This is a genomic window from Streptomyces zhihengii (genome assembly GCF_016919245.1).
Lineage (GTDB): Bacteria > Actinomycetota > Actinomycetes > Streptomycetales > Streptomycetaceae > Streptomyces > Streptomyces zhihengii.
The window spans coordinates 2,485,667-2,499,248 of sequence record NZ_JAFEJA010000001.1 but is presented as its reverse complement, the minus strand read 5'-3'; the positions used below and the strand labels follow the sequence as shown (position 1 = coordinate 2,499,248).

12 protein-coding genes, 1 pseudogene and 1 riboswitch are annotated in these 13,582 nt (G+C 72.7%); of the genes and pseudogenes, 10 read left to right on the top strand and 3 right to left on the bottom strand.

Going from position 1 to position 13,582, the window contains the following annotated elements; all coding sequences use genetic code 11:
* Positions 1-51 precede the first annotated feature (51 nt).
* Positions 52-609 (top strand): TetR/AcrR family transcriptional regulator, encoded by a 558-nt coding sequence (locus JE024_RS10155; RefSeq protein ID WP_205376480.1) that lies wholly within the window; start codon positions 52-54, stop codon positions 607-609.
* Between the two features lie 235 nt (positions 610-844).
* Here JE024_RS10155 and JE024_RS42090 read toward each other — a convergent pair.
* Positions 845-1,315 (bottom strand): annotated as a pseudogene (locus JE024_RS42090) (peptidoglycan DD-metalloendopeptidase family protein); the annotation flags it as partial.
* A 256-nt stretch (positions 1,316-1,571) separates the two neighbouring features.
* Between JE024_RS42090 and rpsB the strand changes: the two are divergent.
* From rpsB to JE024_RS10105, 9 genes are all read left to right on the top strand, one after another.
* On the top strand, positions 1,572-2,483 hold the full coding sequence (rpsB, locus tag JE024_RS10145) for a 30S ribosomal protein S2 (RefSeq protein WP_205373275.1): 912 nt from the start codon (positions 1,572-1,574) through the stop codon (positions 2,481-2,483).
* A 122-nt stretch (positions 2,484-2,605) separates the two neighbouring features.
* Positions 2,606-3,442 (top strand): translation elongation factor Ts, encoded by an 837-nt coding sequence (gene tsf / locus JE024_RS10140; RefSeq protein ID WP_205373274.1) that lies wholly within the window; start codon positions 2,606-2,608, stop codon positions 3,440-3,442.
* Between the two features lie 158 nt (positions 3,443-3,600).
* Positions 3,601-4,365, top strand: a complete 765-nt coding sequence (gene pyrH / locus JE024_RS10135; RefSeq protein ID WP_205373273.1) for a UMP kinase — start codon at positions 3,601-3,603, stop codon at positions 4,363-4,365.
* A gap of 137 nt (positions 4,366-4,502) precedes the next feature.
* A complete protein-coding gene (gene frr, locus JE024_RS10130; RefSeq protein WP_205373272.1) occupies positions 4,503-5,060 on the top strand; it encodes a ribosome recycling factor in 558 nt (185 codons plus the stop codon).
* Positions 5,060-6,232, top strand: coding sequence for a phosphatidate cytidylyltransferase (locus tag JE024_RS10125; RefSeq protein WP_205373271.1), 1,173 nt, complete (start codon positions 5,060-5,062; stop codon positions 6,230-6,232). Before frr ends, JE024_RS10125 begins: the two co-directional genes overlap by 1 nt.
* Positions 6,233-6,404: 172 nt before the next feature.
* The gene (rlmN, locus tag JE024_RS10120) at positions 6,405-7,517 is read left to right on the top strand and encodes a dual-specificity RNA methyltransferase RlmN (protein ID WP_244882743.1); all 1,113 of its coding nucleotides are present in this window, start codon (positions 6,405-6,407) and stop codon (positions 7,515-7,517) included.
* A gap of 77 nt (positions 7,518-7,594) precedes the next feature.
* Positions 7,595-7,699: riboswitch (TPP riboswitch) on the top strand.
* The gene (locus tag JE024_RS10115; protein ID WP_205373270.1) at positions 7,694-8,788 is read left to right on the top strand and encodes a thiamine ABC transporter substrate-binding protein; all 1,095 of its coding nucleotides are present in this window, start codon (positions 7,694-7,696) and stop codon (positions 8,786-8,788) included. (Overlaps the previous riboswitch by 6 nt.)
* A 38-nt stretch (positions 8,789-8,826) precedes the next feature.
* The gene (locus JE024_RS10110) at positions 8,827-10,443 is read left to right on the top strand and encodes an ABC transporter permease (protein ID WP_205373269.1); all 1,617 of its coding nucleotides are present in this window, start codon (positions 8,827-8,829) and stop codon (positions 10,441-10,443) included.
* Entirely contained in the window at positions 10,443-11,471 is a 1,029-nt protein-coding gene (locus JE024_RS10105) for an ABC transporter ATP-binding protein (protein ID WP_205373268.1), read from the top strand. The genes JE024_RS10110 and JE024_RS10105 overlap by 1 nt, the downstream gene beginning before the upstream one ends.
* Before the next feature lie 83 nt (positions 11,472-11,554).
* Here the strand turns inward: JE024_RS10105 and JE024_RS10100 are convergent, their stop codons facing one another.
* Both JE024_RS10100 and JE024_RS10095 read right to left on the bottom strand, forming a co-directional pair.
* On the bottom strand, positions 11,555-12,703 hold the full coding sequence (locus tag JE024_RS10100; RefSeq protein WP_205373267.1) for a hypothetical protein: 1,149 nt from the start codon (positions 12,701-12,703) through the stop codon (positions 11,555-11,557).
* The gene (locus tag JE024_RS10095) at positions 12,685-13,413 is read right to left on the bottom strand and encodes an ABC transporter ATP-binding protein (RefSeq protein ID WP_205373266.1); all 729 of its coding nucleotides are present in this window, start codon (positions 13,411-13,413) and stop codon (positions 12,685-12,687) included. Before JE024_RS10095 ends, JE024_RS10100 begins: the two co-directional genes overlap by 19 nt.
* Positions 13,414-13,582 lie beyond the last annotated feature (169 nt).

Here is a 13,582-nt window from a genome sequence, read left to right as displayed (position 1 = left end):
CCGCGGCCGCATCCGTAGAGTGGGGGGGTGCCCAGGATTCGAGCGGCCTCCGTGGCCGAGCACCGGACGATGCAGCGAGGCGCCCTGCTGGACGCCGCGCGTTCACTCCTGTCCGAAGGCGGCACCGAGGCGCTGACCTTCCCCGCGCTCGCGGAGCGCACGGGTCTCGCCCGGTCGTCCGTCTACGAGTACTTCCGCTCCCGCGCGGCCGTCGTCGAGGAGCTGTGCGCCGTCGACTTCCCCGTGTGGGCGGCCGAGATCGAGAGCGCCATGGACCTCGCTCCCTCTCCGGAGGACAAGGTCGAGGCGTATGTGCGCCGCCAGCTCGAACTTGTCGGCGACCGCCGGCACCGGGCCGTCGTCGCGATCTCCGCGAGCGAACTCGACGCCGGGGCCCGCGAGAAGATCCGCGCCGCCCACGGAGCCCTGATCGCGATGATCGTGGAGGCCCTGGCCGAGCTGGGACAGTCCGAGCCGCGCCTGTCCGCCATGCTGCTCCAGGGCATGGTCGACGCCGCGGTCCGCCGCATCGAACTGGGTGCGGCCGAGGATCCGTCCGCCATCGCCGACGCCACCGTCGCGATGGCGCTGCGCGGCGTACGGGGCTGACGGCGCGCAGCGTGCGGTGCGCCGCACCCGCGGTGAGCAGCAGCAGCCCCGCCTGCACCGCTTCCACGGGACCGGCGGGAGCACCGGCGCGCACCGAGCCCGGCAGCGGCACGGAGAACACCGGCAGCAGCCGGGAGGGCCCGCCGCGCAGCAGCTCCCGGGGCAGCGGGGACAGCGGATCGAGATAGGCGTCCCCGCGCCGCAGGCCCCAGTGCAGGCAGGCCCCCGGGCAGTGCCCCGCCCCGGCGTCCAGGGTCGCGACGATCTGCCCGGCCGCGACCTCGTCGCCCTCCGCGACCAGCGCCGTCACCGGCTCGTACGTCGTGCGCAGCGGCGGGTCGCCCGTGCCGTCGAGCGCGATGACGAGCACGCCGCGCCCCGCCACCGGGCCCGCGAAGGACACCCGCCCGCTGGCCGCGGCGCGCACCGGGGAGCTGGCCGCCGCGGCGAGATCGACGCCCCGGTGCCCCGCCCCGTACGGTGAGACGGGCGGATCCCAGCCCCTGACCACCAGGGGCCGCGGCGCGCCGACCGGCCAGCCGTACCCCGCGGGGCCCTCGCCGGCCCGGGCGGGGGCGGCGCACAGCGCGAGCAGCAGCAGGACGGCCGCCGGCGCCGCCCGGGCGAGGCGGGCGAGGCCCCCGGGAGAGCCGGGACGCGGGGCGGCGGGCGCACGGCGCCGCCGCACGGAGAGTGCGCGGTTCATGGCGCAACCGTGCCCCGGCGGGCCGCCGCGAGTGGATCATGGTCCGGATCTGTGGACAACCGGGCCGTTGTGGACAGCGGCGTCACCCGGGGCCCCCGGGGTCCCGTACACTTCATCTGGCGATCCGGGTCACCGGGTCGACTTCGCACGCCCCGCCACCGGACCCTCAGCGGTCGGTGGCCGCGCTCCTCGGTCCTTCTGTGGCACGGCGCGTCGGGGCGTCAGGACACAACCGAGAACCCAAGGAGATACGGCCATGGCCGTCGTCACGATGCGGGAGCTGCTGGAGAGCGGCGTCCACTTCGGTCACCAGACCCGTCGCTGGAACCCGAAGATGAAGCGCTTCATCTTCACCGAGCGCAACGGCATCTACATCATCGACCTGCTCCAGTCGCTGTCGTACATCGACCGCGCCTTCGAGTTCGTCAAGGAGACCGTCGCGCACGGCGGCTCCATCATGTTCGTCGGTACGAAGAAGCAGGCCCAGGAGGCCATCGCCGAGCAGGCGACGCGCGTCGGCATGCCCTACGTCAACCAGCGCTGGCTGGGCGGCATGCTCACCAACTTCTCGACCGTCTACAAGCGTCTGCAGCGCCTCAAGGAGCTCGAGCAGATCGACTTCGAGGACGTGGCCGCCTCCGGCCTCACCAAGAAGGAGCTCCTGGTCCTCTCCCGCGAGAAGGCCAAGCTCGAGAAGACCCTCGGCGGCATCCGCGAGATGCAGAAGGTGCCGAGCGCCGTCTGGATCGTCGACACCAAGAAGGAGCACATCGCCGTCGGTGAGGCGCGCAAGCTCCACATCCCGGTCGTCGCGATCCTCGACACCAACTGCGACCCCGACGAGGTCGACTACAAGATCCCGGGCAACGACGACGCGATCCGCTCCGTCACCCTGCTCACCCGCGTGATCGCCGACGCCGTCGCCGAGGGCCTCATCGCCCGCTCCGGCGTGGCCACCGGCGACTCGAAGCCGGGCGAGAAGGCCGCCGGCGAGCCGCTGGCCGAGTGGGAGCGTGACCTGCTCGAGGGTGAGAAGAAGGCCGACGACGCCGCGGAGAAGCCGGCCGACGCCCCGGCCGCCGAGGCGCCCGCCGCTGAGGCTCCGGCCGCCGAGGCTCCGGCCGCCGAGGCCACGGAGGCTCCGGCCGCCGACGCCGAGCAGGCCTGAACCACGGCCTGACCTGCACAGGTTCGGTTGACGACGGCGGGGGCCCGGTGGCCCCCGCCGTCCACCCGTAGATCTTCCCGATCTTCGTAGATCTTTCAGACTTCGAGAGAGAACCCAGACTCATGGCGAACTACACCGCCGCTGACGTCAAGAAGCTCCGCGAGCTCACCGGCGCCGGCATGATGGACTGCAAGAAGGCGCTGGACGAGGCCGACGGCAACGTCGACAAGGCCGTCGAGGCCCTGCGCATCAAGGGCCAGAAGGGCGTCGCCAAGCGCGAGGGCCGCTCCGCCGAGAACGGCGCCGTCGTCTCCCTCATCGCGGGCGACAACTCCGCCGGTGTCATCCTCGAGCTGAAGTGCGAGACGGACTTCGTCGCCAAGGGCGACAAGTTCCAGGCCGTCGCCAACGCGCTCGCCGAGCACGTCGCCAAGACGGGCCCCGCCGACATCGAGGCGCTGCTCGCCTCCGAGATCGAGGCCGGCAAGACCGTCCAGGCGTACGTCGACGAGGCCAACGCCAACCTCGGCGAGAAGATCGTCCTGGACCGCTTCGCGCAGTTCACCGACGGCTACGTCACCGCGTACATGCACCGCACCATGCCCGACCTGCCCCCGCAGATCGGTGTTCTCGTCGAGCTCGACAAGGAGAACGCCGAGATCGCCAAGGGCGTCGCGCAGCACATCGCCGCCTTCGCGCCGAAGTACCTCTCCCGCGAGGACGTCCCGGCCGAGGTCGTCGAGACCGAGCGCCGCGTCGCCGAGGAGACCACCCGCGCCGAAGGCAAGCCCGAGGCCGCCCTCCCGAAGATCGTCGAGGGTCGCGTCAACGGCTTCTTCAAGGAGGCCACCCTCCTCGGCCAGCCCTACGCGCTGGACAACAAGAAGACGGTCCAGCAGATCCTGGACGAGGCCGGAGTCGCCCTCAAGCGCTTCAGCCGCATCAAGGTCGGCATCTGAGTCCGTACGCCACGGACACCGGACCCCGGTAGGGTCTGAGGCAGTCGTCCGCGTCCGCGCCGGGCGACCGCAGATCTGACGAGGAGGCCATTGCCGTACGGGAAACCGCAAGGACCCCAGGGCAATGGCCTTCTTCGTATGTGCACGAGGAGATCTCCATGAATCAGGACGCCGCAAAGGGCGACGACAACCACGGCAAGAAAGCCGGCCGCTTCATGCTGAAGCTGTCCGGTGAGGCGTTCGCCGGCGGCGGGGGCCTGGGGGTGGACCCCGACGTCGTACACGCCATGGCCCGTGAGATCGCGGCGGTCGTACGCGACGGCGCCGAGATCGCGGTCGTGATCGGCGGCGGAAACTTCTTCCGCGGCGCCGAGCTCCAGCAGCGGGGCATGGACCGGGCGCGCTCCGACTACATGGGCATGCTCGGCACGGTCATGAACTGCCTCGCCCTCCAGGACTTCCTGGAGAAGGAGGGCATCGACTCCCGCGTCCAGACCGCCATCACGATGGGGCAGGTCGCGGAGCCGTACATCCCGCTGCGCGCCGTGCGCCACCTGGAGAAGGGCCGCGTCGTCATCTTCGGCGCGGGCATGGGCATGCCCTACTTCTCCACCGACACCACCGCCGCACAGCGTGCCCTGGAGATCGACGCCGAGGCGCTGCTCATGGGCAAGAACGGTGTCGACGGGGTCTACGACTCCGACCCGAAGGCCAACCCCGACGCGGTGAAGTACGACGCGCTGGAGTACGGCGAGGTGATCGCCCGGAACCTCAAGGTCGCCGACGCCACCGCGATCACGCTCTGCCGCGACAACGCCCTGCCGATCCTCGTCTTCGAGCTGCTCGCCGAGGGCAACATCGCCCGGGCCGTCAACGGTGAGAAGATCGGCACGCTCGTGAGCGACCGGGACACCCGGGCCTGACCGGGGTCCCCGGGGGCCGCACCCCGGGGGATGGACAAAGTCCTGCCGGTCGGACACCGTGCAGGGAACACGCGACGCAGGTTCCGACGGACCGGTCCCGATGCCGGGGCCCCACTCAAGACACGCAGGAGCAAGTGGTGATCGAAGAGACCCTCCTCGAGGCCGAGGAGAAGATGGAGAAGGCCGTCCTGGTCGCCAAGGATGACTTCGCCGCGATCCGCACCGGACGTGCGCACCCGGCGATGTTCAACAAGATCGTGGCGGACTACTACGGTGCCCTGACCCCGATCAACCAGCTGGCCTCGTTCTCGGTGCCGGAGCCGCGCATGGCCGTGGTCACGCCGTTCGACAAGACCGCGCTGCGCAACATCGAGCAGGCGATCCGCGACTCCGACCTCGGCGTCAACCCGAGCAACGACGGCAACATCATCCGCGTGGTCTTCCCCGAGCTCACGCAGGACCGCCGCAAGGAGTTCATCAAGGTCGCCAAGACCAAGGGCGAGGACGCCAAGATCTCGATCCGCGCCGTGCGCCGCAAGGCCAAGGAGTCGATCGACAAGCTGATCAAGGACGGCGAGGTCGGCGAGGACGAGGGCCGCCGCGCGGAGAAGGAGCTCGACGACACCACCGCGAAGTACGTCGCGCAGGTGGACGAGCTGCTCAAGCACAAGGAAGCCGAGCTGCTCGAGGTCTGATGAACGACTCTTCCTGGGGGGCCTCGCCCGGCGCGGGATACGCCGGTGCATGGCCACCGCCCGACCAGGGGCCCCTCCCGGCGGGTCCTGCCCACGATGGGCACGGGGCACAGCAGACTCGGCCCATGCCCATCGTGCCGGACTTTCCCGACGCAGGTAGAGACGCCCAGTCCGCTCCAGGCCCCGCCGGCCGAGCCGGCCGCGAGGCCCCCGACGGGGGTGCCGCACGGCTCGGCGGCCCCCTGTTCCGCGACGAGAATCCGCAGGAGCCCATGCCCACCCCGCCGTCCGCCCCCGCGCCGCAGCCGACGCATGCCGCGCCGCAGCCGACGCCCTCCCCGCAGCCGCCCCGGAAGAAGCGGGCCGGCCGCGACCTCCGGGCGGCCATAGGGGTGGGGGTCGGTCTCGGCGCGGTGATCGTGCTGTCGCTGTTCTTCGTGAAGGCCGTGTTCGTCGGCGTGATAGCGGTCGCCGTCGTCGTCGGTCTGTGGGAACTGACCTCCCGCCTCCAGGAGCGCAAGCAGATCAAGGCACCTCTGGTGCCGCTGGCCGTCGGCGGTGCCGCGATGGTGGTCGCCGGCTATCTGCGCGGCGCCGAGGGCGCCTGGGTGGCGATGGCGCTCACCGCCCTCGCCGTGCTGGTCTGGCGGATGACCGAGCCGCCCGAGGGCTATCTGAGGGACGTCACGGCCGGTGTCTTCGCCGCCTTCTACGTGCCGTTCCTCGCGACCTTCGTGTCGATGATGCTCGCCGCGGACGACGGCCCGGAGCGGGTGCTCACCTTCCTGGTGCTCACGGTCGTCAGCGACACGGGCGCCTACGCGGTGGGCTGGCGCTTCGGCAAGCACAAGCTGGCGCCGCGCATCAGCCCCGGGAAGACCCGCGAGGGGCTGCTCGGAGCGGTCGGCTTCGCCATGGCCGCGGGTGCGCTGTGCATGCAGTTCCTGGTCGAGGACGGCACCTGGTGGCAGGGGCTGCTGCTGGGCCTGGCGGTCGCCGCCAGCGCCACCCTCGGCGACCTCGGCGAGTCGATGATCAAGCGCGACCTGGGCATCAAGGACATGGGCAGCCTGCTTCCCGGGCACGGCGGCATCATGGACCGGCTGGACTCGCTGCTGCCGACCGCCCCGGTGGTGTGGCTGCTGCTGGTGCTCTTCGTCGGAAGCGGTTGACGGACAGCAGGTACGCTGGAAGGGCCCGTGGCGCAGCACCGCGCGCGGGCCCTTGTCGTCCCTGCCGCCGTGGGGATGGCCCAGTGAGGTCTCCTGGCGTCGGCATCGTGGTGCCGTGGTCCCCGTCCGTTCGGGGATGCCCGACCTCGTCGTCCTGAGGAGACGCTCAACCGTGGCCCGTCCGCTTCCCGGAGAACTCACTTTCGTCGCGCCCCGCGGGGTCAAGAAGCCCCCGCGGCATCTGGCCGATCTCACGCCCGCCGAGCGCAAGGAGGCGGTCGCCGCCATCGGCGAGAAGCCGTTCCGCGCCAAGCAGCTCTCCCAGCACTACTTCGCGCGCTACGCGCACGACCCCGCGCAGTGGACGGACATCCCCGCCGCCGCGCGCGAGAAGCTCGCCGGGGAGCTGCTGCCGGACCTGATGTCGGTCGTGCGGCACATCTCGTGCGACGACGACACCACCCGCAAGACGCTCTGGCGGCTGCACGACGGCACGCTCGTCGAGTCCGTGCTGATGCGCTACCCGGACCGGGTCACCATGTGCATCTCCTCGCAGGCGGGCTGCGGGATGAACTGCCCCTTCTGCGCCACCGGCCAGGCCGGCCTCGACCGGAACCTGTCGACCGCCGAGATCGTGCACCAGATCGTCGACGGCATGCGCGCCCTGCGCGACGGCGAGGTCCCCGGCGGTCCCGCGCGGCTGTCGAACATCGTCTTCATGGGCATGGGCGAGCCGCTGGCCAACTACAAGCGGGTCGTCGGCGCCATCCGCCGGCTGACCGACCCGGAGCCCGACGGACTGGGCCTGTCCCAGCGCGGGATCACCGTCTCCACGGTCGGCCTCGTCCCGGCGATGCTCCGCTTCGCCGACGAGGGCTTCAAGTGCCGTCTCGCCGTCTCGCTGCACGCGCCGGACGACGAGCTGCGCGACACCCTGGTACCGGTCAACACCCGCTGGAAGGTGCGCGAGGTCCTCGACGCCGCCTGGGAGTACGCGGAGAAGTCCGGCCGCCGGATCTCCATCGAGTACGCGCTCATCCGCGACATCAACGACCAGGCCTGGCGCGGCGATCTGCTGGGCCGCCTGCTCAAGGGCAAGCGCGTCCACGTCAATCTGATCCCGCTCAACCCGACCCCCGGCTCCAAGTGGACCGCCTCGCGGCCGGAGGACGAGAAGGCGTTCGTCGAGGCCATCGCCGCCCACGGGGTGCCGGTCACCGTCCGCGACACCCGTGGCCAGGAGATCGACGGGGCCTGCGGGCAGCTCGCCGCGCAGGAGCGGTGACCGGAGGGCCCCCGCGCCCGGCTGGTACTGTGCCCGTGCATTCGCACAGATGAGCGTGTGCGTCGAAGAACAACGAAACATTCCGACAGGGGAGCGCACACAGCGCTGAGAGTGCGGCACGGCCGCAGACCCTCGGACCTGATCCGGGTCATACCGGCGTAGGGAGTCAGCACCACATGAACAGCCAGCTTCGCCGTGCCGTCGCCATGGCGGCCGTCTCCGCCCTCGGCGTCACCGTCCTCGCCGCCTGCGGCGGCGGATCCGACGGCGGGAAGAGCGACGGGACGGCCTCCAAGACGGTCACCCTCGTCGGCCACGACTCCTTCGCGGTGTCCGACACCGTGCTCAAGGCGTTCACCGAGCAGACCGGCTACACGGTCAAGGTGCTCAAGAGCGGGGACGCCGGCACGGCGCTCAACAAGGAGATCCTCACCAAGGGCTCCCCGCAGGGCGACGTCTTCTTCGGCGTGGACAACACCCTGCTGTCCCGCGCCCTCGACAACGACCTCTTCACCCCGTACGAGGCCAAGGGCCTCGACCGGGTCGCCGACGAGGTGCAGCTGGACGCGGAGAAGCACCGCGTCACCCCCGTCGACACCGGCGACATCTGCGTGAACTACGACAAGAAGTACTTCGCGGACAAGAAGCTCGCGCCGCCGGAGACCTTCGCCGACCTCGCGAAGCCCGCGTACAAGGACCTACTCGTCGTCGAGAACGCCGCCACCTCCTCGCCCGGCCTCGGCTTCCTGCTCGGCACCGTCGGCACCTTCGGCGAGTCCGGCTGGCAGGACTACTGGAAGAAGCTCGACGCCAACGGCGTCAAGGTCGTCGACGGCTGGGAGCAGGCGTACAACGAGGAGTTCTCGGGTTCGGCCGGCGGGAAGAAGGCCGGCGCGGACCGGCCGCTGGTCGTCTCCTACGCCTCCAGCCCGCCCGTCGAGGTCCTCTACGCCGAGCCGCAGCCCGCCGAGGCGCCCACCGGCGTCGCGACCGGGACCTGCTTCCGCCAGATCGAGTTCGCCGGACTGCTCCAGGGCGCGAAGAACGAGGCGGGCGGCAAGGCGCTGCTCGACTTCCTGATCGGCGACGCGTTCCAGGAGGACATGCCGCTGAACATGTTCGTCAACCCGGTGGTCGAGGGCGCGAAGCTGCCCGAGCTGTTCACCCGGCACGGGGCGGTCGTGGAGAAGCCCGCGACGGTCGCTCCGAAGACGATCGCCGACAAGCGTGAGCAGTGGGTCCGCTCGTGGTCCTCGCTCGTCCTGAAGTAAGGACCTCCCGGCGCGGGAACGCGGCGCGGCTCGCCCTGATGGCCGGGCCCGTTGTGTTCTTCGCCGTCTTCTTCGCCTACCCCGTCACCGCCATCGTCGGCCGCGGCCTGCACGACGGCGGTGCGTGGCAGTTCGGCCGCGTCGCCGAGGTGGCCGGCCGGCCGGAGATCCTGCGGGTGCTCTGGTTCACCACCTGGCAGGCGCTCGCCTCCACCGCGCTCACCCTGCTGATCGCCCTCCCGGGGGCGTACGTCCTCGCCCGGTTCCACTTCCCCGGCAGACGGCTGCTGCGCGCGGTGGTGACGGTGCCGTTCGTGCTGCCGACCGTCGTCGTCGGGACCGCCTTCCTCGCCCTGATCGGACGGGGCGGGCTGCTCGACGAACTGTGGGGCGTGCGCCTCGACACCACGGTCTGGGCGATCCTGCTGGCCCATGTGTTCTTCAACTACGCCGTGGTCGTCCGCACCGTCGGCGGCCTGTGGGCGCAGCTCGACCCCCGCCAGGAGGAGGCCGCGCGGGTGCTCGGCGCGGGCCGGTTCACCGCCTGGCGCCGGGTGACTCTGCCCGCCCTGGTGCCGTCGCTCGCGGCGGCCGCGCTGATGGTCTTCCTGTTCACCTTCACCTCCTTCGGCGTGGTGCAGATCCTCGGCGGCCCCACCTTCTCCACGCTGGAGGTGGAGATCTACCGGCAGACCGCCGACCTGCTCGACCTGCCCACGGCCGCCGTGCTCACCCTGATCCAGTTCGCCGCCGTCGGCGCGATCCTCGCCGTGCACGCCCGGACGGTGCGCCGCAGGGAGAGCACCCTGCGCCTCGTCGATCCGGCCCGCACGGCGCGCAGACCGCGCGGCGCGGGGCAGTGGGCGCTCCTCGCGGGCGTCGTCGCGACCGTGCTCGTGCTGCTGGTCGCGCCCCTCGCGGTGCTCGTCGAGCGGTCCTTCGACACCCCCGGCGGCTACGGCCTCGCCTACTACCGGGCCCTGACGGTGGTCGACTCCCGGGGCGGCACCTTCCTCGTCCCGCCCGTCGAGGCGATCCGGAACTCCCTGGAGTACGCGGCGGCGGCGACCGCGATCTCCGTCGTCGTCGGCGGGCTGGCCGCCGCGGCGCTGACCCGGCGGGCCGGCCGGCTGGTGCGGGGCTTCGACGCGCTGCTGATGCTGCCCCTCGGCGTCTCGGCCGTCACGGTCGGCTTCGGCTTCCTGATCGCGCTCGACGAGCCGCCCCTGGACCTGCGCACCTCCTGGATCCTCGTGCCGCTCGCCCAGGCGCTCGTCGGAGTGCCGTTCGTCGTCCGCATCATGCTGCCGGTGCTGCGCGCCGTGGACGCCCGGCTGCGCGAGGCGGCATCCGTGCTCGGCGCGTCCCCGCTGCGCGCGTGGCGCGAGGTCGACCTGCCGCTGGTGCGCAGGGCGCTGCTGGTGGCCGCGGGCTTCGCCTTCGCCGTCTCGCTGGGCGAGTTCGGCGCCACCGTCTTCATCGCCCGGCCCGACAACCCGACCCTGCCCGTCGCGGTGGCCCGGCTGCTCGGACGGCCCGGAGAGCTCAACTACGGGCAGGCGATGGCCCTGTCCACCGTGCTGATGGCGGTCTGCGCCGTGGCGCTGCTCGCCCTCGAACGCATCCGTCCCGACAAGACCTCCGGGGAGTTCTGATGACGCTGCTGCACCTGGAGGGCGTCACCGTGCGGTTCGGCGACCGCGCCGTGCTCGACCGGGTCGACCTCGCGGTCGAGGAGCACGAGATCGTCTGCGTCCTCGGACCGAGCGGCAGCGGCAAGTCCACGCTGCTGCGGGTGGTCGCCGGGCTCCAGTCCGCCGGGGAGGGGCGCGTCCTGCTCGGCGGGACGGACCAGACCCGGGTGCCGGTCCACCGGCGCGGCGTGGGCCTGATGTTCCAGGACCACCAGCTCTTCCCGCAGCACGACGTCGCGGGGAACGTCGCCTTCGGGCTGCGCATGCACGGCGCGGCGGCCGCCGAGCGGACCCGCCGCACGGGGGAGCTGCTGGACCTCGTCGGGCTGCCCGGCGCGGAGCGGCGCCCGGTGGCGTCCCTGTCCGGGGGCGAGCAGCAGCGGGTGGCCCTGGCCAGGGCCCTCGCCCCGGAGCCCCGGCTGCTGATGCTCGACGAACCCCTCGGACAGCTCGACCGGGGTCTGCGGGAGCGCCTCGTCGTCGAACTGCGCGGTCTGTTCGGCCGGCTGGGCACCACGGTGCTCGCGGTGACCCACGACCAGGGCGAGGCGTTCGCGCTCGCCGACCGGGTCGTCGTCATGCGGGACGGGCGCATCGCCCAGGCGGGGACCCCGCTGGAGGTGTGGCAGCGGCCGGCGTCCGAGTTCGTCGCCCGCTTCCTGGGCTTCGACAACGTCGTGCCCGCCACCGTCACGGGCACCGCCGCCGCCACCGCCTGGGGGAAGGTCCCCGTCCCCGACGGCGCGCCGCAGGGCGAACGCACCCTGCTCGTACGGCCGTCGGGGGTGCGGCTCACCCCGGCCGGCGAGGGCCTCGCCGCGGTCGTCGAGTCGATGACCTTCCGCGGCAGCCGGGTCGCCGTGCGCCTGCGCCCGGCGGACGGCCCCGTGCTGGAGGCCGAGTGCCCGCTGCGGGACGCGCCCGCCGAGGGCGCGGGTGTCGGGGTGGCCTTCGACCCCGCGGACGTCGTGGTGCTGGACCGCGCCTGACCGCCCGCGTCCGGCCTTGTCCGCGCCCGGGCCCGTCCCTACCCGGGCCTTCGGGCACGGGGCCGGCGCCCGCGCTGGTGCGCTCAGCCCTTGAGCGGCGCGGCGGCGAGCGTGGCGACCGCCCAGGTGAGCGGGGCGAACACCACCAGCAGCGCGACCGCGCGCAGCACGGCCGCCCTGCGCAGCGCGGTGGCCTGGGTGCCGATCCGCAGCAGCGCGTCGGTGATGCCCGCCCGGGCCCGCCGCGCCTCCACCACGGCCGTCACCAGCACGGTCGTCGTACACGTCACCACCAGCACCGCCCCGAGGACCGTCAGCGGCCCCCACGGGCGCGGAACGCCCCCGTACACGGCGAGGGCCGCCACCGCGCCCGAGCCGACGGCGCACACCACACCGAGCGGGCGGCCGACACGGCGTGCCTCCTGCATCAGGATCCGGCCCGCGAGCAGCCGGGTGGCGCCCGGCCGGAACGCCTGGAGCAGGCGACCGCACAGATGCGTCAGCGCCGGACCCGCCAGCCAGAGCCCCGCAGCCGTCAGCGTCCACCCCACCAGCACGCCGGCCGGGTGACCCGCGCCCTGGCCGGGCAGCGGCAGCGTGCCGCCGGAGTCCCGGCCGCCCGCGTAGGTCTCGACGGCGAGGCCGGCCGCGACGAGCGCGACGCCCCAGGGCAGCCCGGCGGGTGTGGGCGCGGGCGCCTCGTCGTCGCCCTCCGCCTCCTCGGGCCGGGGGCGGAGCGCCACCGCGGCGGCGGCGGTGGCCGTCAGCGGGACCAGCGCCAGCAGGATCAGGGCTGCGCCCAGCGGAAGCGATTCCTCTGCGGCCAGCAGGTCGGCGGCGGCGCCGTCGAACGGCAGCCCGGTGATGTCCCCCCGCAGGTGCAGGAAGAACAGCAGGGCCACCGCGCTGCCCAGGGTCGCGGCCACGGCCGTGGTCACCGCGGCCGTCACCCCCAGCCTGGCGGGGCCGAGGCCGGCGGCTGACAGCCCCGCCCGCGGGCGGGTGCCCGGGTCGGAGCGGGCGACGGACACGGCGAAGTACACCGTCGCGGCCAGCGGGACCAGGCACCACAGCAGCCGCAGCGTGGCGGCCCCCGAGTCGGCCGGATGGGACAGCGCGTACGACAGCGCGCACAGCAGCAGGAAGCCGACCCCGGCCGACGCCGCCGCCACCATCAGGCGGCGGAGCTGCACCAGGGGGTGGGCGCCACGGGCTAGACGGAGAGCGAGCACGCGGCCCGGCCTTCCGCGTCGGTGACCGTCGCCGTGCCGGTGCGGCGGCCGTCGCCGAGGGTGATGACACGGTCCGCGACCGAGGCCGTGTCCGGGTCGTGGGTGGCCAGGACCATCGTCACCCGGTGCGAGCGCACCGCGGCGGTGACCGTGCGCAGGACGTGGGCCGCGTCGGTGCTGTGCAGGGTCGCGGTCGGCTCGTCGGCGAAGAGCACGGACGGGGTGGTGACCAGGGCACGGGCCACGGCCACGCGCTGCTGCTCGGCGCGGAGCAGGACGTGGGGGCGCTTCTGGGCGGCCGCGCCGATGTCCAGCCGCTCCATCCACTCCAGGGCGGTGGTCTTGGCCGCCCGGCGGGGGACACCGCTCAGCAGCAGCGGGAGGGCGGCGTTCTCCCAGGCCTTCAGCTCGGGGACGAGCACCGGCTCCGGGTCGATCCAGCCGAACCGGTCGCGGCGCATCCGTTCGCGCAGCAGCGGGGGCATCGTGTGCACCGGCGAGCTGTTGAACCAGACCTCGCCCTGCTGGGGGACGAGCTGGCCGGAGAGGCAGCGCAGCAGGGTGGTCTTGCCGCTGCCGCGCGCACCGCACACGGCGAGGATCTCGCCCTCCCGCACTCCGAGCGAGACGCCGACGAGCGCCGGCGAGCCGCGATGGGCGTGGTGCAGGGAACGAGCCCAGATCACATCGTTGTCCGGCGGGGCGACCATGCGTACTCCTCGGTTCTGATCGGATTTCCGGACCCCCGTACGGGGGAACGAAGTCAGGGCCGATCGGTCACTGGGCACGCTAGGGAGTCGAGTGGCGGGGTCCGGGGAAGCACGCGGCCCGGGTGCCGTCCATCTCACTCGGATGGATGCACCCGGGCCGTGTGCCGGG

Coding starts and splice junctions, on each gene's coding strand:
- rpsB (WP_205373275.1), top strand. CDS start 1,572: ATGGCCGTCGTCACGATGCGGGAGCTGCTGGAGAGCGGCGTCCACTTC.
- tsf (WP_205373274.1), top strand. CDS start 2,606: ATGGCGAACTACACCGCCGCTGACGTCAAGAAGCTCCGCGAGCTCACC.
- pyrH (WP_205373273.1), top strand. CDS start 3,601: ATGAATCAGGACGCCGCAAAGGGCGACGACAACCACGGCAAGAAAGCC.
- JE024_RS10125 (WP_205373271.1), top strand. CDS start 5,060: ATGAACGACTCTTCCTGGGGGGCCTCGCCCGGCGCGGGATACGCCGGT.
- JE024_RS10115 (WP_205373270.1), top strand. CDS start 7,694: ATGAACAGCCAGCTTCGCCGTGCCGTCGCCATGGCGGCCGTCTCCGCC.
- JE024_RS10110 (WP_205373269.1), top strand. CDS start 8,827: ATGGCCGGGCCCGTTGTGTTCTTCGCCGTCTTCTTCGCCTACCCCGTC.
- JE024_RS10105 (WP_205373268.1), top strand. CDS start 10,443: ATGACGCTGCTGCACCTGGAGGGCGTCACCGTGCGGTTCGGCGACCGC.
- JE024_RS10095 (WP_205373266.1), bottom strand. CDS start 13,413: ATGGTCGCCCCGCCGGACAACGATGTGATCTGGGCTCGTTCCCTGCAC.